Genomic DNA, 22,291 nt, shown 5'->3' on the forward strand with positions numbered 1-22,291 from the left:
CTTTGCCGCATTGACATCCCTATCATGAATCTCACCACAAGATCCACAGACCCACGCTCTTATGGAAAGGGTTAAGTCTTGTTTTATCCATCCACAGGTTGAACAGCTTTTGCTTGAGGGGAACCATCGGTCGATTTTAACGAATGCCCTATCGTTCCAATTGGCCTTATATTCAAGCATACTGTAAAATGCACCCAACGAAACATCGCCCATTGCTTGTGCCAGGCAATGGTTCTTCATTATATTCTTTACAGCAAGGTCTTCAACTGATAGTATGTCGTGGTTTTTGACAATTTCAGTTGATACCTTGTGCAGGTAATCCTTTCTGATATCCGTTAGTTGTTCGTGGACAGCTGCAAGTTTTTGTTTTTGCCTGCCCCTTGATCTGCTTCCTTTTGTTTTCTTCGAAAGCTGTCTTTGCCCAAACCGGAGCTTCTTTAAGTTGGCCTTAAGTGATCCGATGTTTTTATAGCTGCTTCCATCTGAACGAACGGCAAGCTTTTTTATGCCCGAATCAATACCTACCGATTTACCTGTTTTATTATAGGGTTCTGCATCCATCTACACTTGGTAAACACTATGGGGATCAGTATCTACTTTGGTTGGATGGAAATTTCGTTTGTTCAATAGGTGAAGCATCACCGAAAACGATCCGTCAGTACATTCTTTCACCAGGTTAGTGTTTGTCGCTTACATCCCACACACGCTAAGGCGATGGGTGGGTTTTACGGTACTATTTATAAAAAACAAAACCCCGCTCGATTGCTCAAGCGGGGTTATTTAGTTTAAATAGCTGGTTTAGCTTATAGGCTAGTTACGTAGCTTTCGAAGCCTGAGGCTGTTTTTACTTTGAAGTTGATGCCTGCTCCACTCACTTTATCAAAAGAGTAGATTTTGTGAAGTCCCTGAGGATTGTCGATTTTTTCCGTGTGTATCAATTTGTCTCCATCGTAAATCAATACTTCGATATCTTTCGCATCCAAGTTGCTTACAAGCAATCTGTATTTGTTATCGCCCATAGGAGATACTCTAGAGAAAACAGCTGGAGTTTCTACTACAAAGTTGTTGAAAGAAGCAGTTCTCAATACACCTGACTCATCTGTTACTTCTACTGAGTAGTTTCCATGAGGAAGAGCTTTAAGATCATATTTTTTTGCAAACGCTTCGTCTTTGTTGATTCTGTCTCTTAAGATCAAACGATCTTCAGAATCTGTGATTTTCACGATCACAGTTCCTTGTGGTGCTTCATTGAATGATACTGCTACTTTCGTGGTTTCAGTTTGTCTGATTTGAACAGCAGTGCTTTCAGATTTCGCAAACGCTCCTGCAGCGATCCCCGCTACAAAAAGCAAAGTGAATAATTTTTTCATTTTAATAATTGGTTTGAATAGGTTCTAGTTTTTGTTGTAACCGCCGGACGGCTGATCCGTCTCTAGGTGGGGTAATTTGGGCTACAGTTTCCATCGGGGTAACCGATTGGTTTGTTATTATGATTCAAAGGTACTATAGAAAACTTGAATTGCAAATATTTCAATGAAAAAAGATTATTGTTAATGATTTAGTAACAAATCATTGTAAATATTGCTGATTTAATAAAATGTTCCCGCAATCGATAGCGGAACTTCCTGTGTTTTGAATTTTGGGCATTTCAAAGAATAATTAACGGTTATTTGATTGATTACAGAATATAATAACTTATGAATCCGTTTATTTGCCTAGATTTCCAATGGAAATTCCGTTGAAAAAAAACATAAATTTTTTTTAAATCACTTTTATTTAAGGGGGTGAATCAAACTGATTTCTTTAAATTCATATGTTTTTCCGTAAATAAACCAGCTTTTATTAACCTTGTAATTCTAAAATTGACAAAAAAAACAGGTTTAGAAATTAATTTCTAAACCTGTAAATGGAAATCTTGCGAAAATTGAAGTTCTGTGTTTTTTTTGATTTTTACGACCGGGTTAGTTTTTCCCCTTATAATTTGTCGCTTTTGCTACCAATTCCTGGTCAAATGTACCCTTTAATTCCACTACCATTAAGTCTCCTTCATCACCTCCTACAAGTACCACCAAATCCGAAATGGTATTACCTCCTCTGGAATAAACCATCACCCCACCTTTTTTGCCTTCAGAGGCTTCCATCAGCAGCTCATACCTTTCTCGTTCCAAGCCCTTCTGTAGTGCTTTGTATTCTACCCGAGCTTCATCTGCATGGTCAGGTAGGGTAAAGAAGTTTAGTTTTTCGATAGACTTCGCCACTGTTGCCATGTCGTTTTTGTCAATGTCGATTTTAAAGCCTTCGGCAAAGTTCATGAAGTTGCCTCCCAGCTCCATGTGGAAGAAGTCATCATCGCTTTTATATTTTTCGTAGAGCGCTTTGACGCTTTTGCTTTGTGCCTGGACGGATATAACCGCTCCGATTAATGCCAGGGTTAGAATTAGCTTTTTCATAGTAGTGAGGATTAGTTCTAAAATCTTTGTTATAAATAATATGTGGATTTGTTCTCAATCATAGCACTGGGTCACTCCCGGATAAATTTGTAAATAATATAATTGCCAGCTCATCCTTTATAATTAAGGGGGTGTGAGTATAAAGAAAAGATGCTGCCGCGATGTATAAGGGGAAAAGGTTCATAGTTTATCCCTAGTTATTTTGCTTTCTATAGTGCTCCATTCCAGGGATATCCGTCTTCTCGGCGAGTAGGTTCAAGTCTTCGTAGGTGAAATTTCCCAGCATGGATAAGAGTGTGAAATCACCTTTTTCTCCCGAGATCATCATCAGTTCTTTGACTAACCCCCCTTCTTCACGGACCATAAATTTGAGGCTGCTACTTTTATCCTCCACTATCATCAGCTCCTCGTATTTATTTCTGGAAAGCGTGCCCATAGCCTCCTTATAAAAAGTCATTCCGTCCACCTCGTCTGAGGAAAGAATACGAATGCCCTTTACTTTTTGGATCAATACGCCGAGATCCTCAGATTCCTGATCTGTTCCGGCATTGCTTTTGAGAAAGCCTCCTGCCATTTGCATCATCTTCGGGCTGATATACACCCTGGAAAAGCGGTCATCATCCATGTATTTGGAAAAAAAGCGTTGAATGGCATCGTCCTGAGCTTGTGCCTTTATGATAAAGGCACATAGCAAAAGCGGAACTAGTAGGATTTTTTTCATGGCTTATTTAATTGTAGGATTGCCAAATAATTGGTTTGTTGTATTCAGGTATTTCATGTCATTCAATACCTTCATTTCTTCTTGTCCTTTAGAAAGGTTGGTTTGGATCAGTGCAAAGGCCTGCATCACTTCCATATAAGCTTGTTGCTCAGCTTGCTTTTGCTCGTATACTGTCCATCCCCATACAGACCCAAGAAGAATTGCCACTGACGCGGCCCAATTCAGCCAATTTCCGGATTTGATCGGGACGGTTTTAGTAGGCATCTTGAGACTTGGCTCCTGAGTAGAGAGATCTTTTAAGCCTGAAAATAAGGCTTTCTCGTCCTCATAGTCTTCAGTAGATTGAAGTAAGCGTTTCAGCTCTTGCTCTTCTGCCAGGCTGCTCTCAGCTTCCCAGTACTTTCCGAGTAATTCGTCTATTCGCCGATTCATGTGTTTATAATTGTTTTTTAATTGTCACATGGAACCTTCGCATGGTCTATGATCATCCCAATGTGTGACGGTTTCGTCATGCTCGATTTCATTTGGTTGATTTTTGGTTGAGCATCCGTTCCCGGATGCTTTTTCTGGCCCTGTGAAGGTTTACCTTCACTTGTTCCAGACTTATATCCAGGTGCTCGCAAATTTCCTCGTAACTCATTCCTTCTACTTCTCTGAGGTGGAAGATCTCCTGCTGCCTTAAAGGCAACCCCTTCACCAGATTCATTACCTGTCGAACCGAGTCCTTTATGTCCTCAGTGGTTGAATCCTCCGTTTTCAAGTCCTCCAAGCCTTCTAGGGACGCAAGTTTCTGGGTCTGTCGCAAGTGCATCAAAACTTCATTTTTCAGACTTTTGACCAACCAGCCTGCGAGGTTTGGATGATCCCGTAGTTCATGCTCTCTGCCAAAGGATTTCTCAAAGACATTCTGAAGCAAATCTTCCGCGAGGGAACGATCCCTTACCCAGAGATAACCCAGCCTGTAGAGCCTGCCTCTTTGCGGCCAGATATGTGCTTCAAAAAATGACTTCATTTACTACGGTAATGCATGGAAATGGGAAATGTTACACTTGTGAAGAAAAAAAAGTAAAAGTTTTTAAACATACTATAAAAGGAAGAGAGCTAAAGATTCTCAACAATTTAAGCTTTTGGCCGGGGGGATTTGCTAGACTAAATTGCTTCTAAATTAGAAAGGCATATAGTATGCATGCCGACTATTTGTTAATTTGCCTATCAGCATCCAAAAAAGGATTCAGTATCTTACGATAAAGAAATTGCAACACTAATGAATGTAGGGTATACAAACGGGATAAAAGCAGGGGTGATTGTTCTGGTTTTTAGTTCAGCATATAGAATTGTGTCCTCTGCGAAATCTTTGTGTTCTTTGTTGTTAAATAAGCACATAAAAAAAGCCATGAATTGCTTCATGGCTTGTGGTGATAAGTGGACTCGAACCACCGACTCACGGATTTTCAGTCCGATGCTCTACCAACTGAGCTATATCACCTTGTTCGTAAAGTGATGCAAAGGTAGGTATTTGAATATTTGAAGCAAGTCATTTTAGAAAAAAATATAGACTAACACCCAAGAATTACGCTAATAACGTCACTATGAGCTTTTTACCGCAACTTATATTTTTGATCATTTTAGGCGCTGCTAGCTTCTTTTTGATCAAACGGGTCAAATTCCTTCGTAGGAACATTTTGTTGGGCAGACCCGAAGAGAGGAATGATCAGCCTGGCACGCGCTGGAGGACAATGCTTTTGGTGGCTTTCGGGCAGCAAAAGATGTTTAAGCGGTTTATCCCTGCGTTTTTGCACTTCTTCGTATATGTGGGGTTTTTGGTGATCAACCTTGAAGTCCTGGAATTTGTCCTGGATGGGATCTTCGGTACACATCGGCTGTTTGCTCCTTACCTTGGGGGTGCTTATCTGGCTGCGATGAATTTCTTCGAATTTCTTGCGGTGACGGTTCTCATCTCCTGTGTGATATTTTTGATCAGACGGAATGTGGTCAAAGTACCCCGCTTCGTCAAGTCTGAGATGAAAGGTTGGCCGTCGATGGATGCCAATATTATTTTGGTTATAGAAATTGTGCTAATGATCGCCATCCTAAAGATGAATGCTGCTGATCAAATTCTAGCAGAGAGGGGAGTAGGACATTATGTGGTGGTGGGGCACCTTTTCTTCAGCAATCTGCTTCATCCACTTTTCGACAGTTTTAGTTCTGGGTTTCTGGTTTTCGTGGAGAGAGCAGCGTGGTGGTTCCATATTGTGGGAATACTTGCATTTGCCATCTATGTGACTTATTCCAAGCATTTGCATATTTTTCTAGCTTTCCCAAATACCTGGTACACTAGATTAAAGCCTAAAGGTGAAATGGAGAACATGCCAGCAGTCACTAATGAGGTGAATATGATGCTTGGAATTCCCGTAGATGCGCCTACTGATCCTGTAGCTGAGATCGGGAGATTTGGAGCCAAAGACATCAATGACCTGAGCTGGATCAATGTATTGAATGCCTATTCCTGTACCGAATGTGGTAGGTGTACGGCTGAATGCCCAGCCAACTTGACTGGTAAAAAGCTCTCTCCACGTAAAATCATGATGGATGTGCGGGATCGAACGGAGGAAGTTGGTAAAAGTTTGGATGCTGGAGGAAAAGGGCTTGAAGATGGAAAATCACTGCTGGGAGATTATATCACCAAGGAGGAATTAAACGCATGTACCAGTTGCAATGCCTGTGTGGAAGCCTGTCCGGTAAATATAGATCCACTGGCGATCATTCTGGAAATGAGACGTTATGTAGCCATGGAAGAGTCGGGTACGCCGGCACAGTGGAATGCGATGTTCCAAAATATGGAAACGAGTTTTGCCCCTTGGAAATTCAGTCCTGCAGATCGGTTTAATTGGGCAGAAAAGGTGAAAGAAGAAGAAATTGCAGATTGAAAAATTGGAAGATTTGAAAATTGAAAAATAATTAAGAGAAATATGAATTCACGAGAATAACCTCAGCTTTGAATTTGGCCTCGTAAATCGTACTTCCCAAAATCGTAAATCTAAACCATGTCAACATATAAAGTACCAACCATGGCCGAAATGGCCGGAAAGGGAGAAAATCCGGAAGTTCTGTTCTGGGTGGGATGCGCCGGATCATTTGATGACCGATACAAAGCCGTGACTCAGGCTTTTGTGAAGATATTGAATAAAGTCGGCGTGAGCTTTGCAGTCCTGGGGCCAGAAGAGGCCTGCACAGGCGACCCTGCAAGACGTGCGGGAAACGAATTTCTTTTCCAAATGCAAGCAGTGGCAAATATTCAGGTCATGAACGGTTACGACATCAAAAAAGTAGTCACTGCATGTCCACACTGCTTCAATACGATTAAAAATGAATATCCTGCTTTGGGTGGTAATTACCAAGTCATACACCACTCTCAATTTCTCCAGCAACTTATCAATGATGGTAAAATAGCGCTGAAAGGCGGAGGGGGGTTCAAGGGAAAGAAGATCACTTTTCACGATTCTTGCTTTTTAGGTAGAGCAAACAATGTATATGAAGCGCCGAGAGATGTTATTAAAGCCTTGGATGTAGAACTGGTGGAGATGAAGCGCTGCAAGACCAAAGGGCTTTGCTGTGGAGCCGGTGGCGCGCAGATGTTCAAAGAACCTGAACCAGGGAAAAAAGACATCAATGTGGAGCGGACTGAAGAAGCTTTGGCGACTGGTGCTAGTACAATTGCGGTAGGATGTCCTTTCTGTCTTACCATGATGACGGACGGGGTGAAGAATAAGGAGAAAGAAACTGAAGTGAAAGTCTATGACCTGGCAGAAATGATCGCCAGGGACATGGGGATTTAAGTTTTTTTCTTTGAATCAATTTGACCCTTTTTGCCGTTAGGTAGAAAGGGTTTTTCTTTGTCAATTAGTAACTAGCAACTATGTACGTAGAATTTAATGATATGCCGGAAGATTCGCGTGTTTGGGTTTACCAGGCCGCCCGTCAATTTTCTGAGCAGGAAAAAGAATTGATCGTCTCTAAGTTAGCCGCTTTCTGCGATGGCTGGAACACGCACGGCAACAGAATGCCGACATCTTTCCAGATCCTGGATGGCCAGATCTTGGTGCTGGCAGTCGATGAATCCGGTGTGGGAGCAAGCGGCTGTTCTATTGATAGTTCTGTCAGGGCTTTGCGTGAGCTCGAAAATGAAATTGAAAATAACATGACAGATCAAGGTAAAGTGACTTTTAAATCCGATTCCGGTGAAATCAGCGTAGCTTCAGCTCTAGGAATTAAGTCAAAAGTCACTGCTGGAGAGATAGATTCCCAGACCCTTGTGATCAACCCACTGGTGCAAAGCAAAAAAGACTTGAAAAGTGTGTGGATTTCAGCAGGGAATAGCTGGCTGAATAGATACTTTCCAAATTAATTTAGTAATATTCAGGATAGATCATCAATCACCTTTCAGATGAAAAACCATTTTTTGTGGATTTGTCTCTTATTCCTCATCGGAGTAAGCTCATGCAAAAGCCTTCAGGAAAAAGGGAATGACCAGTTTCTTTCCGGTCAGTACCAATATGCCATCAATTCTTTCTCTCAGATCTTAGCCGATGACCCGGATAATAAAGAGGCAAATCAGATCATAGCCGAGAGCTACAGGCTTTCCAATAGGATAGAAGATGCTGCTCCATATTATCAGAAGCTGGTTGATGAAGACCCTACATTTGAAAGTTATTATAGGTTAGGATTGAGCTTAAAGGCACAGGATAAGGACGAGCAGGCAAAAGAAGCTTTCGAAAAAGCGAAGGGATTTACCCAGGATGAGACTTACCTGGCGGAGACACAACGTCAATTGGAGGCAATTAAACTGTCGGAGGGAATAGAAGATTACTGGCCAAATCATGTGTTGGCTAATTACAAAGACCTCAATACTGCCGGTCCTGATTATGCACCGGTGATCAGTGAAGACTTTTTGTATTTCACTTCTGGACGTCAGGCAAGTGGGCTTTATCCTGCGGATGGTTCTCCTTACACCAAATTATTCCGCGCAAGAGCAGAAGGACTGCGGGTTGATGTGAGTGGAGCCCAGGCGCTTCCCGAATTCAAAAATGAAGAAGGCTTGAATCAGGCGGCGATTGCAATCAGTCCAGATGGCAACACAATCATCTACGCAAGAGGGAATTCTACATCTGATAAAGACCTACCCGAAACGGCACTTTTTGTTTCTTACTTCAGAGGAGGTGGATTCACCCAGCCTATCTGGATGCCTGTGAATGAGGATGAAACTTGGTGGAACTCCACTCCCGCATTCAGTGCTGATGGAAATGAACTTTATTTTGCTTCCAATAGGCCGGGAGGTTTTGGTGGAATAGATCTTTATAAAGCAACCAAACTGGCAAATGGGGATTTTGGAAATCCTACAAATCTAGGACCGAATGTAAATACTCCCGGAAATGAGCTTTTTCCAAGACCAATGGCTGATGGAAAGTTTTTCTTTTCATCTGACGGACATCCAGGTTATGGGAAGTTAGATCTATTTGTGGCAGAAAAAGATGGCTCAGGAGCTCAAGTGATCAAAAACCTGGGAGAAAACTTCAACAGTACAAAGGATGATTTTTCTCTGTTCTTCACAGAATATCCTAAGGCTGGATTCATTTCTTCCAACCGTGAGGGAGGAGTAGGAGATGATGATATCTATTTCTTTGAGGACAAGACGCCAAAGCCAAAAATCATCAATGTTTTACTTAACGTGTTTACCAAACAGCGAGTGGCGGGAGAAGAAGATGCAGTGCTGGAGCAAGCAAGAGTGGTGCTGTATGATAGCCTGAATAAACAGGCCGGAGGCGATTTCTCCAATACCAATGGTAGAGTCCGGTTTACGCTCACGCCTGACTCAGACTTTACTATTATCGCATCGAAGAGCGGGTATTTCTCTAAGTCTATTCCGTATACTACCACTGGCAAGACTCCGGATATTTCCACGCTGGTGCAGGATGTAACCAATATTACGTTGGATACTACGATCGTTTTGGACCAGCTAGTGCTTGATCGCTCTATCGTTCTGGAGAATATTTACTACGATTTGGATAAGGCGGAAATCAGACCGGATGCAGCCATTGAACTGGATAAGCTGGTGCAAATCTTAAAGGATAATCCAGCTATCAGAATAGAACTAAGCTCACATACAGATGATAGATCATCCGATGCGTATAACCAGGATCTATCGCAGCGAAGAGCACAGTCTGCAGTGGACTACATCATTTCACAAGGGATTTCTGTGGATAGACTAGTTGCCAAAGGGTATGGGGAAAGTCAGTTGATCGTCGAAAATGCAACTACCGAAGAAGAACATCAGACTAACCGAAGAACTGAATTTAAGGTGATAGAGATTCAGCAATAGGCGGTAGGGACCTAGTAGGGGGTAAGAGGTAAAAGGTGTCAAGTAAAATCTAAGCGTAAATCTTCCCACCTTCTACTTACCGGTCCATACCTATTTCACCTTTCCCGCAATATCCTTCACAATCATCCCGGCATGGACGACGCTGTTTTCGATGAAGAACTCACGCGTATTCAATCCTCCGCAAACTACACCTGCCAGATAAACTCCAGGTACATTGGATTCGTGGGTTAGCTCATTGTACTGAGGTTGGCATTTTTCGTCTTCACTGAGTTTTACGCCCAGTTGATTCAATAATCCGAAGTTTGGTTTATATCCCGTCATGGCTAATACAAAGTCATTTTCTATAGTCACCTCTCCATCCGGTGTGTCGATGACCACTTCATGCTCGCGGATTTCCTTAAGTTTTGATTTGGTAAAAGCTTTGATAGCCCCTTCTTTTATCCGGTTGACTATATCAGGGCGTACCCAGTATTTCACAGCTTGATCGACTTCCTCGTCGAGTAAAACCATGCTGACTTCAGCTCCTTTTCTCCAGGTCTCCAGAGCTGCATCTACGGCAGAATTTGCTCCACCTACAACCACAATTTTCTGGTTGATAAATGGCCAAGGCTCTTTGTAGTAGTGAAATACCTTCTGCAAGTCCTCACCCGGAATGTTCATCAGATTTGGCAGATCATAAAATCCCGTCGCCAATACGATGTTCTTAGAGAGGTATTCCCCTTTGGAAGTTTTGACATGGAACAATTCCTTTTTTTTCTTTAACCTCTGAACTGCTTCATAAAGTTTGACATTCAGATCGAAGTGCGAAAAAATCCTGCGGTAATATTCCAGCGCTTCGGTACGGTTGGGTTTGTTCCCTATCGACATAAAAGGAATCCCGGCCATCTCCAGTCTGTCCGAGGTAGAGAAAAAAGTCATGTTGATCGGGTAATTATAGATCGAATTGGTGAGAGCCCCTTTTTCAACAATCACATAGTCCAATCCAGCTTTTTTTGCTTCTACACCACAGGCAAGACCGATTGGTCCGCCGCCGATGATCAGCATATCGTATATCTTCGTCATTTCTGTCCAATAGGTTTTTGCAGTTGAAACTGAAATTCCCGATCTGCAAATCTATGGTAATCCCAGTCAAAAGTCCGCTCCTTAAGTTTGGTAAGTCCGGATTTGTGCTGTAACAAAGCAGTAGAAGAAACAGTGCCGTAATTTTCGTCAATTCTAATCAGCTGGGAAGAAAGTGCTAGCTCCAGGTCCCGCGCCACTCCGGTATAAGGAAGCGTTTCCGGCTCGGCAGTTTCAGTTGATTTAAGGATTCCAAGCAAACTGTTTGCGTCGAATTCCCTGGTTATCAACTGTTCTAACTGCATTTTTGCAAGGATCGATTTTGGCCATGGGGCATCGATCAGCCCATTGCTCAATCCATAGATTCCAGGCTGAATTTTTTTGATGCTTTCTCCGAAATTGCTGTAATAAAAAAGCCGGTTTCCATCGGATACCAGCAGATTAAAGCCATCATAAAGAGTTTTATTCTGCTCAATTTCTTTAAGGTAGTCATAAGGGTCGATTTGGCTTTCGAGGAAATTTTGTACAAGTTTTCCCCGACTGATTGTTGGTTCTCGCTGATGGATGAAATCCCTGTAGTTGGTTAGTAGTGACCATCTTCCATTGGGGTGGAAGCCCAGCCAAGTTCCTCCGCTCCGAAGGTCTTTTCCCCCATAAAAGCCACTTTCCCACTGATGGATCTTCTCAGTGGGACGATTGAAAAACTCATCACGATTTGCACTTATGATGATTGGGAATTCGGGATGGCTTTGCCAGGAAAATGCTACAAGACACATAGGCTAAAAATAAGGAAAAGGCCGGAATTTCCGGCCTTAGGTGAATTAACGAACTTGTGATTCCTTGAGTGCTGGGTAATCGGTATATCCTTTTTCTCCCGGGGTATAGAAAGTGTCCTTATCAGGACTTGCGAGCTCAGCATTTTGCTCAAAACGCTCAACTAAATCTGGATTGGAAATGTATAATTTGGCGTAAGCAACTGCATCTGCATCACCCTGCTCAATTACTTTGTTTCCTTTTTCCTGATCAAAACCCCCATTGATTACTAGCGTACCTTTATATAACGGTCGAAAGTGCTTTGCAATATGACTTACCAAATAGGTAATAGCTGAAACATCAGAAAATGGCTCTGAGAGATGCAAATAAGCCAAATCGTAATCATTAAGTTTTCTTACGATATACTCAAAAGTCGGGATAGTCTCCTGGTCAGCTGTCATTCCAAATGCACCATTAAGCGAGGGGTTTAGCCTCAATCCAATTTTTTGCTCTGGCATGACCTCTTTCAGCGCCTCTATGATTTCAAAAAGAATTTTTGCTCTATTCTCTATTGATCCGCCATATTCATCCCTTCTAACATTACTGGTAGCATTGAAGAATTGGTGCAGTAAGTAGCCATTCGAACTGTGGATTTCAATTCCATCAAAACCCGCTTCCATGGCATTTTTTCCAGCATTTTTAAAGTCTTCAATTGTTTGCTTGATTTCTGCCCGTGTCATTTCTTTGGGTGTGACAGTTTCTTTGAAGCCTTCTGGGGTAAAGGACTTTTCATTTGGGTTGATGGCAGAAGGAGCTAATGGCAAGTTTCCATCATGAAAGTCTGGATGCGAGATCCTACCAACATGCCAAAGTTGGATAAAAATTTTACCTCCTTTATCGTGAACAGCCTTTGTTACTCCTTTCCAGCCTTCCACTTGTGCATCTGAGTATATTCCCGGAGTATTGATATAGCCCACTCCCTCGGTGGAGACTTGCGATCCTTCCGTTATAATGAGACCAGCAGATGCCCGTTGGGCATAATATTTCTCATGGATTTCAAAGGGTTTGTTGGCAGGATTGTCGGCTCGGCTTCGGGTCATAGGAGCCATCCAAATTCTATTTTTTAGTTCGAGGCCGCCCGCTAAGGTGATAGGCTGTACTAGTGGTTGTTCGTAATTCATAGTCGTAGTTCGGTTAGAAGACAAAAATTCAATGTCTATACAACTAATGTTAAGAAGCATAGGTTCGTTTATACTATAGAATTTATCTTTTGGCGATCCAAATGATGCCATTCATTTAGGCCTTCAAAACCTTTCCAAATAAAGATGTTTCGACCATTTTGATCTTTAAGGGTGGTAGGTTTACCAGCATAAAGCTGGTGTTTTCTGAATAGGATGAAAAGATATTTTTAACTTCAAATATCTTTAAATCAGTAATTTAACACTTTTTAATACGATTAATTTCGTAGATGTTTTGAACTTACGATTCTCTTCGTATATCTTTGCTACGAAAGTCATCGTATACTATCCATGAGCAAGCCAACAGAATCAGAATTAGAAATACTTTCCCTATTGTGGGAATTGAAAGAAGCAAGTGTCCGTCAGGTCCATGAACGCTTGGCAGAAACTAAGGATACAGGATATACGACCACCCTGAAGACCATGCAGAATATGCATGCTAAACAGATGGTCAGCCGTAATGAAACACAGCGGACCCATATTTATAGTCCAGCTACCAACCAGAAGGATACCCAAAAATCCCTACTCAAAAATTTGGTGACAACTGCATTTGGTGGTTCTGCTCAGAAATTGGTGCTCCAAGCTTTGGGTGAAGAAAACCCTTCCAAGGAGGAATTAGATGAAATTCGCGCATTTTTGGACCAACTAGAAAATAAGAAATAATGAATCTGTTAAACGAATGGATTTCCGAAAGTTTGCTTTATGCCATGGGCTGGACACTAGTGCACTCACTTTGGCAATTGATTTTGATTGGAGCTGCGCTGTGGTTAGTGCTGAAAGTTTTTCACAAAAGCAGTCCTGGCTTTAAGTATAATCTCGCATTGGGTGGATTGGGGCTAAGCTTGCTTTTTGCAGTAGCCACTTTTCTATACGAATTATCCAGCTTTAACCCGACACCGTTATGGGAGCGAATAGCATTCGAAGGAATGGTACTAAACGAAGTACAAGCCTCGTCAAGTCTAGGAGTGGAGGGGTTGATCAAAATGCTGATAAATTGGATAGAACTTCAATTACCTCTCTTAGTGAATTTTTGGTTTCTGGGTGCTTTGTTGTTTTTGTTCCGTCTTTTCAACAGTCTTGCTGAAATCAGGACACTTAGAAAATCATCCTCTGAGCCAGAAGATTTCCAATTGGAAAAAATGCTTTATCGTCTTATGGGGAAAATGAATGTCTCCAAAAATGTGGAGATTAAGCTCACTTCTTACGGTGTTTCTCCTGTCACATTCGGCTATTTCAAGCCGATAATACTTATTCCTGCGGCACTTATTTTCCAGCTTACCCCGGTTCAGTTGGAGGCTATTATCGCTCATGAACTGGCTCATGTGAAGCGAAATGATTATTTCGCGAATCTACTTCAATCTGCTTTGGAAATTCTTTTTTTCTATCATCCTTGCTATTGGTGGATGAATCAAACTGTCAAAGAACTGAGAGAGAATGCTGCCGATGATGTAGCAGTGAAAGCAGGAGTTTCACCCCGGGAACTAGCCTACAGCTTGGCAGAAGTATTGAACTTTGCAAAGCAAAACCCGCCTGAGCTAGCCTTGGCAGCTGCTAAGAGAAGGAATCCAACCCTTCAAAGAATCAAAAGAATACTGGGCCACCCAGCCCAGACTTATCCACAAAATCCAATTATCTCTATTCCTATGTTACTTACACTATTATTGAGTGCTGGCCTAATGGCCACAGCACAGCAAGACGTTTCTGTCTCTGTGGAAAAAGCAAAACCGATTTCGGTGGATGTAAATGCCAATGTGAATCAGTCTGTCGAAGTTGACCAGAATGTTGTTACTAATCTTAACCAGAATATCAACACTGAAGTCAATGTTACTATTGATACGATTATCTCGAGTAGTGATACTCTTATAATCAAGAATAGCAATAAAGGATCATTCGTGTACCAGCACAATGGTAAGACTATGGTTTTAGATAGTATGCCTGACCTTGACCTTACCCCTATGCCGCCGTTTCCGGCTGAAGCCATGGCTCCTGTTATGGATTTTGTTATGGCTCCTATACCTCCAATGGACTTCGAGATGGTCCCAATGATGGGCTTTGATACGGGTGATATGCCAATCATGGATTTCATGGTTTCTCCACCGGTTTTCGATTTTGGCCCAGCTATTTATTCTCCGCAAGACACGGTAAATATGACCAAGGCGGAGAAGGATAAATGGAAACAAGAAATGGAGGAACGTGCAGTGGAGTATGCTAAAAAGATGGAGAATTGGGAAGATTCAATGAAGCCGAAATTGGAAGCTTATGAGAAAAAAATGGAGGAATGGCAGAAAGCATACCAACCGAAAATGGAGGCTTTTGAGGAAAAAATGGAAGAATGGCAGAGAGCTTACGAGCCAAAAATGAAGGAATTTGAGGCAAAAATGGAGGAATGGCAGAAAGCAAACGAGCCTAAGATGAAGGAATTTGAGGCGAAAATGAAGGCTTGGCAAGATTCGAACGAACCTAAAATGAAAGAGTACGAGGTGAAAATGAAAGCTTGGGAAAAAGAGATGCAGCCAAAAATGGAGGAATTCCACCGCAAAATGGAAGTTTGGCAAAAAGAGAATGCAGCCAAAATTGAGGAATATCAGAATAAGCTTAAACAAGAATCAGAGAAAAAAGACGATAACAACTAGACCTGCTGTTCTTCTTCTTTCAATGCATTCTTTAAGATAATTGTGTGTTGATGCTTTGAAAAAGACCTGTCCCTTGGGCGGGTCTTTTTTGTTTGGGTTTTCGGGTTTAGTGCAATGGGCAGAGTTGGTCAAGCCGCCATTGATGTAAAGCAGGATTTTTTTAAAGGCAATTGTCCGTCCTTTTTTATGGGCCAAATTTTAATCGGCTCCATTTATAGCACGCTGATCTAAGTTTATACCAAATTTATGGGGAAATACCCCACTTTTCTTTTGAGGTTCAGTGCACTGTGCCATAGATCTTCTTTGAAGACCTCCAAATTCAAGTATTATGGCCTGTATAGCCCCATTTTGGGGAATATCTAACCGCTTCCTAATCAAGATTATACCCTCACAATTATCCATGATTTTTTACGGTGAAATATTGGGATGGAATAAAGATTTGACTACTTTTAAGTCAAAGTGGTAAATTGTGGAGGAAAGTGGTAGAAAGTGGAGAGCATTTTGCTACTTTTGTTTTTACATCATTCTAAAGAGTTCAGGAAATTATGTTCAACAGTCAATACGATTGCAAGCTAGATCCCAAAGGGCGTCTGGTGTTGCCGGCCAAGATCAAGGCGGCAATTCCGGAGGCTAATGGAGCTACGCTTATGCTTCGGATGGCTGAAGATAGATGTTTGGCTCTTTATCCCATGGTGGAATACAAGAAACTTGAGAATCAGATCAAGTCTCTTTCCATCCACAACCCAGAGCAAAGGATGTTGCAGCGCTCCTTTTTCAATTCAGTCGTCGATATAGAGTTGGATAGTGCAGGTCGCTTGTTGATCCCAAAGGCCTACCAGGCCTATGCAGGTCTTGAAAAAGATGTGATAGTGATAGGAAATGGAGGGAGGATCGAATTCTGGAATCAAGAAAATTATAGCAAGAATATCATAGTTGATCCCGCGGACTTATCTGGTCTAATGGAGAAATATCTCTCATAAACTCATGACAGAGTCAGTTTACCATATCCCAGTGATGCTAGCCGAATGCATTGAAGGCTTGTCTATTGATCCCAATGGGATTTACGTAGATGTGACTTTTGGAGGAGGTGGGCATTCCCGCGAGATTCTCAAACATCTGGATAAGGGGCATTTGTATGCTTTTGATCAAGACCTGGATGCGGAGGCTAATAGTATTGCAAGCGGGAACTTCACTTTTGTCGCAGCCAATTTCAGGGATTTGAAAAAATACCTGAGGCTTCATGGGGTGAAGAAAGTTGATGGGATTTTGGCCGACTTGGGGATCTCATCTCATCAGATTGATGAGCCAAGCCGGGGCTTTTCTACCAGGTTCAGTGGCAGCTTGGATATGCGGATGAATCAATCTGCTGATATTTCTGCAAAAGAGGTCTTAAATACCTACGACGAGGGGAGGTTACATAAGATTTTCGGAATGTATGGTGAGGTGAAAAATGCCAAGACTTTGGCACAGGCTATCGTTTCCGAAAGGGCTTCACTGCCATTCGAAACCACAGAAGGGCTTACTGCCTTTTTGAAAAAATATGCTCCGCGGGGCAAAGACTTTAAATATTACGCTCAGGTCTTTCAGGCATTGAGGATAGAAGTAAACGATGAGATGGGGGCTTTAGAAGAAATGCTGGTGGATGCAGTCGATCTGCTTAAGCCTGAAGGGCGGTTGGTAGTGATGAGCTATCACAGTTTGGAAGACCGATTGGTTAAAAATCTGATGATCAAAGGAAAATACCAAGGTGAGGTGGAGAAGGATTTCTATGGAAATCTAATCAGGCCTCTAGAGCCAATCAGCAGGGGAGCGGTGGTGGCGGATGCAGATGAAATCGCATCTAATCCACGTGCAAGAAGTGCAAAACTCAGAATAGCGAAGAAGATAGAGGTATGAGCAATAATACTTTCAGAAAAAAACTAAAGTCAGGCAATAAGCCAAAAGTTGGCTCTCGCAAGTCCATCTTTAGCTGGATCGAAGAGAAGCTGGATATCACCGGGGTGTTGGGTGAAGGAGTGCCTGTTCAGTTGGTTCCTCCGGTTGGATTTGTTGCTTTTTTGGCTTTGATCTATATCTGGAGCAATCACCGCGCGGAAAATATGGTGCGAAAGATTGAAAAAGCACAGCAGGAAGTAGAAGATCTCCGTGCGGATGTCACTACGCTGGAGGCAGAATACATGCTGAGCAGCATGCAGTCTGAGGTGGCGAAGCGTGTTGCCGAACAAGGAATAGTTGAGCTCAATCAACCACCGATAAAAATCGAGGTAGAAAAGTGAATTTCAAGAGATCCATATTGATCCGAGTACGGGTGGTGTTCATCCTGATAGCACTGTGCTCAGCGGCTATACCGTTTAAGATCGCCAAGCTTCAGATGGCGGATGGAGATGTATGGCGTGAAAAAGCTGAGACTATTAATTTCCAATACAGAGAGGTGCCAGCCACCAGAGGTAATATTTATGCAAGTGATGGAAGTTTATTGGCAACCAGCTTACCTTTTTATAGAGTGGCGCTGGATCCTACCATAGCTAAGGCTGATAGCTACAAAGCCGGAATTGACTCGTTGGCAAAAATGCTGTCCTCTTATTATAAAGATAAGTCGGCAGCTTCCTATAAAAGAATGATCAATGATGCCAGGCTGGAGAATAAGCGCTACCTGGTGTTGAACAGAAAGCAGATCGGCTATCAGGGGATGCAGGAAATGTCCACTTGGCCGATTTTCAGAAATGGTAGATTGGGGGGTGGAGTGATCTTCGAGAAGGTAGAAAAAAGATATAGACCGTTTAATTCCCTTGCCAGCCGTACAGTTGGCTTTTTGAATGAAGATGAGTATGGAGCGGGGATAGAGTACAGTTTCAATAACTACCTACAGGGTCAGGATGGGAAGGCACTTTTCCAACGATTAGCTGGAGGGAGCTGGAAACCGGTTTTTGATGCAGAAGATGTAAAGCCTGAGAATGGCTATGATATTACCACTACGTTGGATGTTAATATTCAGGATGTTGCTGAAACTGCCTTAAGACGTCAATTGACAGACAGGGAAGCCGAATTTGGTGCAGTGATCGTGATGGAGGTAAAGACTGGGCAGATCAAGGCGATCACCAATTTGCAGCGCAATAAAAGTGGCAATGGCTATGGGGAGAATTACAATTTTGCCATCGGAGATCAGGGAAATACAGAGCCTGGATCAACATTCAAGCTTCTCTCTATGCTTGCGCTTTTGGAAGAAAATAAAATCACACTAGAAGAAACGGTAGAAACTGGAAATGGTGCCCACAAATTTTATAATCAGGTGATGCGTGATGCTAAGAATGGGGGGTTTGGCACATTGACGATCCGTGAGGCGTTTGAGAAATCTTCCAATGTAGGTATCTCCAAATTGGTCGATGAGCATTTCGGTTCTAGTCCTTCCAAATTTATGGCTTATATCGATAAAGTTGGGCTGAGGGAACCATTTGGTTTTCAGCTGGTCGGGGAGGGTAAGCCCTTTTTTAAAAAGCCGGGAGCGAAGGACTGGTACGGGACTTCACTCCCATGGATCTCCATAGGCTACGAGTCGAAGCTAAATCCTCTTCATACGCTAGCGCTGTATAATGCGGTGGCAAATGGCGGGAAAATGATGAAGCCCTATATCGTGAAATCTATTTCCAAAGGGAACATTCCAGAGCAGCAGTACGAGCCTGAAGTAGTGCGGAAACAAATTGCTTCAGAAAAAAACATCAAACTGCTACAGGGGCTATTAGAAGGCGTAGTGGAGCGGGGTACAGCTAAAAATATAGCGAATGCAGACTATAAGATTGCCGGCAAAACAGGAACCGCTCAGAAGCTGGTCAACGGAAGATATACGCGGAATTACTACACCAGTTTTGCAGGATATTTTCCTGCCGATCACCCCAAGTATTCCATGGTTGTGGTGATCGACAGCCCAAAAGGTTTTGCAGCTTACGGGGGCGATGTGTCAGCACCGGTATTCAAGGAAATCGCAGACAAGATCTACGCACTTGACATAGAATTGAATCCGGATAATCAACAGGAAATAGTAAGGGCAGAAGCAGCAGGAACCCAGCTGCCTTATGTGAAAGCAGGAAAAGCGGAAGAGCTGCAGGAAATCTTTCAAAAATTGGGGCTAAAAGCATCTGCAGCTAACCCGGAAGAGTGGGTGAAGACAGTGTCTCATGAAGCCAGCGTAGAAATGAATGTCAATGACACGGATCAATCATTTGTTCCTGATGTGTCGGGGCTTCCTCTTAGAGATGCGCTTTTCATTCTGGAGAATAAGGGCTTAAAAGTCAATTATTCAGGAAAAGGCAGAGTGAAAGGGCAGTCTATCTCGCCTGGATCAGCTTTGGTCCAAAATGCAACTATCAATCTGGTATTAGGATAAATGAAAGTACTCAAAGACATATTATATAAAGTATCACTTACCTCTACCACAGGAGACATGGAGTTGGGAGTGAAAGATATTGTCTTTGACAGCCGGAAGGTGACAGCCGGAAGTGTTTTTGTTGCAGTCAAAGGTACTCAGGCAGATGGACACGAATTTATTGACAAAGCAATTGGACTAGGTGCTCAGAGTATAGTTTGTGAGCATTTACCGGAAAAACTTCTCGACGGCGTGACTTATGTCGAAGTAGTGAACTCTGCGCGTGCGCTGGGTATCATGGCAAGTAATTACTTTGACAATCCATCCGAGACTATCAAAGTAGTAGCTATCACAGGAACCAATGGAAAGACTACGACAGCTACACTGTTGCATCAGTTATTTATGCGGATGGGCTACAGTACTGGCCTGCTTTCTACGGTGGAAAATAAAATCAACGAAACAGTAATCCATGCGACCCATACTACGCCGGATGCGGTGAGTGTACAGGCTTTGCTTCGCAAAATGGTCATGGATGGTTGTACCCATTGCTTTATGGAAGCCAGTTCTCATGCGATTGTGCAGGAAAGAATAGCGGGATTGAAGCTCGCAGGAGCTGTTTTTACAAACATCAGCCACGACCATTTGGATTATCATGGCACCTTTGATGAGTATATCAAAGCTAAGAAAAAGTTGTTTGATGAGCTTCCAAAGGATGCCTTTGCGTTGGTGAATGGCGATGATAAAAGGGGTTTAGTAATGCTTCAGAACTGCAAGGCGTCTCATCAGACATTTGCCTTAAAGTCACCGGCTGACTTTAAGGCAAAGATCATTTCTAACACCTTAGAAGGACTTGAATTGGATATCAATGGCAAGTTGATTTGGTTCAGGATGATTGGCGCATTCAATGCCTATAATCTCTTGGGGGTTCTGGGGGTCACGGTCCTGTTGGGTGAAGAGGAGGATGAAGTTCTTCGTGAGCTTTCCGGGATACGCGGAGCCAAAGGGCGTTTTGACAGGATTTCTATAGCGGGCATTACGGCAATTGTGGATTATGCACATACTCCTGATGCCTTGGACAATGTACTCAAGACCATAAATGGCGCAAGAACAGGTGGAGAGCAATTGATTACAGTAGTAGGATGTGGAGGAAATCGGGATAAAACAAAGCGTCCCGTCATGGCAAAAATTGCTGTTCAGGAAAGTGACAAAGCAATACTTACTTCTGACAATCCCCGATTTGAGGACCCCTCAGAAATATTAAAAGATATGCAGGCTGGTGTAGGTCCGTCTGAAATCAGGAAAACATTAACCATTGTGGATCGCAGAGAAGCTATTAAGACAGCATGTATGCTTTCGCAAAAAGGCGATATCATCCTGATTGCCGGTAAAGGACATGAGGATTATCAGGAAATAAAAGGAGTGAAACACCACTTCGACGATACTGAAGTAGTAACCGAATTTTTACAACAATTGACACAAAACTGAGATGTTATATCCGATTTTTGATTATTTGGACAAAGTGCTGGATATCCCTGGAGCAGGGGTGTTTAAATACATCTCGTTCCGTGCGGGTATGGCATCACTTTTTTCATTGGTCATTACCATCTCTTTTGGCCATAAAATCATCGCTTGGATCAGAAATCAGCAGATAGGAGAGACTGTGAGAGATCTTGGATTGGAAGGGCAAAATCAAAAGAAAGGAACACCTACGATGGGAGGCCTGATGATCATGGCTGCTATTCTGATTCCGACTTTACTTTTCGCTGACCTGAACAACATCTATATTATACTTCTGCTTATTACTACCGTTTGGTTGGGAACTATAGGCTTTATAGATGATTACATCAAGGTTTTTAAGAAAAACAAAGAAGGACTGGCCGGTAGGTTTAAAATTATAGGACAAGTCGGTATTGGCATTATCGTTGGTTCTACGCTTTATTTTAATGAGAGTGTAGTTATCCGCGAATTTACCAATCCTGTGTCCATAGAAGAAGGAGTAATAGAAACACCGGCTTTCAGAGATGTGAAGGTGGCTAAGACCACCATCCCGTTCACCAAAAATAATGAATTGAATTACGAGAAAATGCTCGGCTTTATGGGGGAAGCGATGACTCCGATCCTGTACATTTTCGTGGTGACATTTATTATTACAGCTGTCTCTAATGGAGCAAACATCACAGATGGAATAGACGGGCTGGCAGCTGGGACGTCGGCTATTATTGGATTGACTATAGCAATTTTCGCATATATATCCGGCAACGCCATTTTCTCTTCCTACCTCAACATCATGTATATCCCCAATTCAGGAGAGCTGGTAATATTCGCTTCGGCATTTATTGGTGCTTGTGTGGGATTCCTTTGGTACAATGCTTATCCGGCTCAGGTATTCATGGGGGATACAGGCAGCTTGATGCTGGGGGGAGTAATAGCTGTTTTGGCACTGACACTTCGCAAAGAATTGCTAATTCCGGTGATGTGCGGGGTGTTTGTAATCGAGAATGTCAGCGTAATGCTCCAGGTGGGCTACTTCAAATACACGAGAAAAAAATATGGTGAAGGCAGGAGAATATTCCTGATGTCTCCGCTTCATCATCATTACCAAAAGAAAAATATTCCCGAGGCCAAGATCGTAACCAGATTCTGGATCGTGGGGATTCTTCTTGCAGTAGTCACTTTAGCCACATTAAAATTGAGATAAAAG

General features: G+C 42.5%; 21 protein-coding genes and 1 tRNA gene. 12 read left to right on the forward strand and 10 right to left on the reverse strand.

From position 1 onward, the window contains the following. The 7 genes from AS141_RS20435 to AS141_RS20465 form a co-directional block, all read right to left on the reverse strand. On the reverse strand, nucleotides 1–561 hold a 561-nt coding region (locus AS141_RS20435), incomplete at its 3' end, for an RNA-guided endonuclease TnpB family protein (RefSeq protein ID WP_157243542.1). A gap of 242 nt (nucleotides 562–803) precedes the next feature. After that, nucleotides 804–1,370, reverse strand: a complete 567-nt coding sequence (locus tag AS141_RS20440; RefSeq protein ID WP_057939565.1) for a hypothetical protein — start codon at nucleotides 1,368–1,370, stop codon at nucleotides 804–806. A 591-nt stretch (nucleotides 1,371–1,961) separates the two neighbouring features. Beyond that, entirely contained in the window at nucleotides 1,962–2,450 is a 489-nt protein-coding gene (locus tag AS141_RS20445; RefSeq protein ID WP_057939566.1) for a DUF4252 domain-containing protein, read from the reverse strand. A gap of 193 nt (nucleotides 2,451–2,643) precedes the next feature. Next, nucleotides 2,644–3,171: a DUF4252 domain-containing protein gene (locus AS141_RS20450; RefSeq protein WP_057939567.1), complete on the reverse strand. Its 528-nt coding sequence runs from the start codon at nucleotides 3,169–3,171 to the stop codon at nucleotides 2,644–2,646. Nucleotides 3,172–3,174: 3 nt separating this feature from the next. Beyond that, complete coding sequence (locus tag AS141_RS20455; RefSeq protein ID WP_057939568.1) at nucleotides 3,175–3,603, reverse strand: hypothetical protein; 429 nt, start codon at nucleotides 3,601–3,603, stop codon at nucleotides 3,175–3,177. An 88-nt stretch (nucleotides 3,604–3,691) separates the two neighbouring features. Beyond that, the gene (locus AS141_RS20460; RefSeq protein ID WP_057939569.1) at nucleotides 3,692–4,183 is read right to left on the reverse strand and encodes an RNA polymerase sigma factor; all 492 of its coding nucleotides are present in this window, start codon (nucleotides 4,181–4,183) and stop codon (nucleotides 3,692–3,694) included. Between the two features lie 401 nt (nucleotides 4,184–4,584). After that, nucleotides 4,585–4,657 (reverse strand) — tRNA-Phe (locus tag AS141_RS20465). 103 nt (nucleotides 4,658–4,760) lie between these two features. Here AS141_RS20465 and AS141_RS20470 point away from each other — a divergent pair. From AS141_RS20470 to AS141_RS27300, 4 genes are all read left to right on the forward strand, one after another. Then, on the forward strand, nucleotides 4,761–6,098 hold the full coding sequence (locus AS141_RS20470) for a 4Fe-4S dicluster domain-containing protein (protein WP_057939570.1): 1,338 nt from the start codon (nucleotides 4,761–4,763) through the stop codon (nucleotides 6,096–6,098). 117 nt (nucleotides 6,099–6,215) lie between these two features. Beyond that, a complete protein-coding gene (locus AS141_RS20475) occupies nucleotides 6,216–7,007 on the forward strand; it encodes a (Fe-S)-binding protein (RefSeq protein ID WP_057939571.1) in 792 nt (263 codons plus the stop codon). An 80-nt stretch (nucleotides 7,008–7,087) separates the two neighbouring features. Next, a complete protein-coding gene (locus AS141_RS20480; RefSeq protein ID WP_057939572.1) occupies nucleotides 7,088–7,576 on the forward strand; it encodes a hypothetical protein in 489 nt (162 codons plus the stop codon). 39 nt (nucleotides 7,577–7,615) lie between these two features. After that, a complete protein-coding gene (locus AS141_RS27300) occupies nucleotides 7,616–9,547 on the forward strand; it encodes an OmpA family protein (RefSeq protein ID WP_057939573.1) in 1,932 nt (643 codons plus the stop codon). Between the two features lie 90 nt (nucleotides 9,548–9,637). Here AS141_RS27300 and AS141_RS20490 read toward each other — a convergent pair whose 3' ends face one another. Genes AS141_RS20490 through AS141_RS20500 form a run of 3 tightly spaced genes read right to left on the reverse strand, consistent with a single transcriptional unit; the run spans nucleotide 9,638 to nucleotide 12,540 of the window. Next, nucleotides 9,638–10,609, reverse strand: a complete 972-nt coding sequence (locus tag AS141_RS20490; RefSeq protein ID WP_057939574.1) for a YpdA family putative bacillithiol disulfide reductase — start codon at nucleotides 10,607–10,609, stop codon at nucleotides 9,638–9,640. After that, a complete protein-coding gene (locus tag AS141_RS20495; RefSeq protein ID WP_057939575.1) occupies nucleotides 10,606–11,382 on the reverse strand; it encodes an NRDE family protein in 777 nt (258 codons plus the stop codon). The genes AS141_RS20490 and AS141_RS20495 overlap by 4 nt, the downstream gene beginning before the upstream one ends. Nucleotides 11,383–11,427: 45 nt before the next feature. Then, nucleotides 11,428–12,540 carry an alkene reductase gene (locus tag AS141_RS20500; protein WP_057939576.1) on the reverse strand — a complete coding sequence of 371 codons (1,113 nt, stop codon included), beginning with the start codon at nucleotides 12,538–12,540 and terminating at the stop codon, nucleotides 11,428–11,430. A 348-nt stretch (nucleotides 12,541–12,888) separates the two neighbouring features. Here AS141_RS20500 and AS141_RS20505 point away from each other — a divergent pair, with 348 nt between their 5' ends. The 8 genes from AS141_RS20505 (at nucleotide 12,889) to mraY (ending at nucleotide 22,288) form a co-directional block, all read left to right on the forward strand. After that, complete coding sequence (locus tag AS141_RS20505; RefSeq protein WP_057939577.1) at nucleotides 12,889–13,260, forward strand: BlaI/MecI/CopY family transcriptional regulator; 372 nt, start codon at nucleotides 12,889–12,891, stop codon at nucleotides 13,258–13,260. Beyond that, entirely contained in the window at nucleotides 13,260–15,230 is a 1,971-nt protein-coding gene (locus AS141_RS20510) for a M56 family metallopeptidase (RefSeq protein ID WP_057939578.1), read from the forward strand. Before AS141_RS20505 ends, AS141_RS20510 begins: the two co-directional genes overlap by 1 nt. Nucleotides 15,231–15,775: 545 nt before the next feature. Then, nucleotides 15,776–16,210 (forward strand): division/cell wall cluster transcriptional repressor MraZ, encoded by a 435-nt coding sequence (gene mraZ / locus AS141_RS20520; RefSeq protein ID WP_057939580.1) that lies wholly within the window; start codon nucleotides 15,776–15,778, stop codon nucleotides 16,208–16,210. A gap of 4 nt (nucleotides 16,211–16,214) precedes the next feature. Continuing rightward, on the forward strand, nucleotides 16,215–17,126 hold the full coding sequence (gene rsmH / locus AS141_RS20525) for a 16S rRNA (cytosine(1402)-N(4))-methyltransferase RsmH (protein ID WP_057939581.1): 912 nt from the start codon (nucleotides 16,215–16,217) through the stop codon (nucleotides 17,124–17,126). Beyond that, nucleotides 17,123–17,506, forward strand: coding sequence for an FtsL-like putative cell division protein (locus AS141_RS20530; protein ID WP_057939582.1), 384 nt, complete (start codon nucleotides 17,123–17,125; stop codon nucleotides 17,504–17,506). The genes rsmH and AS141_RS20530 overlap by 4 nt, the downstream gene beginning before the upstream one ends. Further along, nucleotides 17,503–19,611 (forward strand): penicillin-binding protein, encoded by a 2,109-nt coding sequence (locus AS141_RS20535; protein ID WP_057939583.1) that lies wholly within the window; start codon nucleotides 17,503–17,505, stop codon nucleotides 19,609–19,611. Before AS141_RS20530 ends, AS141_RS20535 begins: the two co-directional genes overlap by 4 nt. Further along, nucleotides 19,612–21,075: a UDP-N-acetylmuramoyl-L-alanyl-D-glutamate--2,6-diaminopimelate ligase gene (locus AS141_RS20540; RefSeq protein WP_057939584.1), complete on the forward strand. Its 1,464-nt coding sequence runs from the start codon at nucleotides 19,612–19,614 to the stop codon at nucleotides 21,073–21,075. Nucleotide 21,076: 1 nt separating this feature from the next. After that, nucleotides 21,077–22,288, forward strand: coding sequence for a phospho-N-acetylmuramoyl-pentapeptide-transferase (gene mraY, locus AS141_RS20545; RefSeq protein ID WP_057939585.1), 1,212 nt, complete (start codon nucleotides 21,077–21,079; stop codon nucleotides 22,286–22,288). The last annotated feature ends 3 nt before the right edge of the window (nucleotides 22,289–22,291 follow it).

Source organism: Algoriphagus resistens, assembly GCF_001442615.1.
In the GTDB taxonomy this organism is placed as follows: domain Bacteria; phylum Bacteroidota; class Bacteroidia; order Cytophagales; family Cyclobacteriaceae; genus Algoriphagus; species Algoriphagus resistens.

What these genes read in the sequence shown, in the direction of transcription:
- AS141_RS20440 (WP_057939565.1), bottom strand. Translation starts at nt 1,370, where the DNA reads ATGAAAAAATTATTCACTTTGCTTTTTGTAGCGGGGATCGCTGCAGGA.
- AS141_RS20450 (WP_057939567.1), bottom strand. Translation starts at nt 3,171, where the DNA reads ATGAAAAAAATCCTACTAGTTCCGCTTTTGCTATGTGCCTTTATCATA.
- AS141_RS20530 (WP_057939582.1), top strand. Translation starts at nt 17,123, where the DNA reads ATGAGCAATAATACTTTCAGAAAAAAACTAAAGTCAGGCAATAAGCCA.
- AS141_RS20505 (WP_057939577.1), top strand. Translation starts at nt 12,889, where the DNA reads ATGAGCAAGCCAACAGAATCAGAATTAGAAATACTTTCCCTATTGTGG.
- AS141_RS27300 (WP_057939573.1), top strand. Translation starts at nt 7,616, where the DNA reads ATGAAAAACCATTTTTTGTGGATTTGTCTCTTATTCCTCATCGGAGTA.
- mraZ (WP_057939580.1), top strand. Translation starts at nt 15,776, where the DNA reads ATGTTCAACAGTCAATACGATTGCAAGCTAGATCCCAAAGGGCGTCTG.
- AS141_RS20470 (WP_057939570.1), top strand. Translation starts at nt 4,761, where the DNA reads ATGAGCTTTTTACCGCAACTTATATTTTTGATCATTTTAGGCGCTGCT.
- AS141_RS20460 (WP_057939569.1), bottom strand. Translation starts at nt 4,183, where the DNA reads ATGAAGTCATTTTTTGAAGCACATATCTGGCCGCAAAGAGGCAGGCTC.
- AS141_RS20495 (WP_057939575.1), bottom strand. Translation starts at nt 11,382, where the DNA reads ATGTGTCTTGTAGCATTTTCCTGGCAAAGCCATCCCGAATTCCCAATC.
- AS141_RS20475 (WP_057939571.1), top strand. Translation starts at nt 6,216, where the DNA reads ATGTCAACATATAAAGTACCAACCATGGCCGAAATGGCCGGAAAGGGA.
- AS141_RS20510 (WP_057939578.1), top strand. Translation starts at nt 13,260, where the DNA reads ATGAATCTGTTAAACGAATGGATTTCCGAAAGTTTGCTTTATGCCATG.
- AS141_RS20455 (WP_057939568.1), bottom strand. Translation starts at nt 3,603, where the DNA reads ATGAATCGGCGAATAGACGAATTACTCGGAAAGTACTGGGAAGCTGAG.
- AS141_RS20445 (WP_057939566.1), bottom strand. Translation starts at nt 2,450, where the DNA reads ATGAAAAAGCTAATTCTAACCCTGGCATTAATCGGAGCGGTTATATCC.
- AS141_RS20490 (WP_057939574.1), bottom strand. Translation starts at nt 10,609, where the DNA reads ATGACGAAGATATACGATATGCTGATCATCGGCGGCGGACCAATCGGT.
- AS141_RS20500 (WP_057939576.1), bottom strand. Translation starts at nt 12,540, where the DNA reads ATGAATTACGAACAACCACTAGTACAGCCTATCACCTTAGCGGGCGGC.
- rsmH (WP_057939581.1), top strand. Translation starts at nt 16,215, where the DNA reads ATGACAGAGTCAGTTTACCATATCCCAGTGATGCTAGCCGAATGCATT.
- AS141_RS20480 (WP_057939572.1), top strand. Translation starts at nt 7,088, where the DNA reads ATGTACGTAGAATTTAATGATATGCCGGAAGATTCGCGTGTTTGGGTT.
- mraY (WP_057939585.1), top strand. Translation starts at nt 21,077, where the DNA reads ATGTTATATCCGATTTTTGATTATTTGGACAAAGTGCTGGATATCCCT.
- AS141_RS20540 (WP_057939584.1), top strand. Translation starts at nt 19,612, where the DNA reads ATGAAAGTACTCAAAGACATATTATATAAAGTATCACTTACCTCTACC.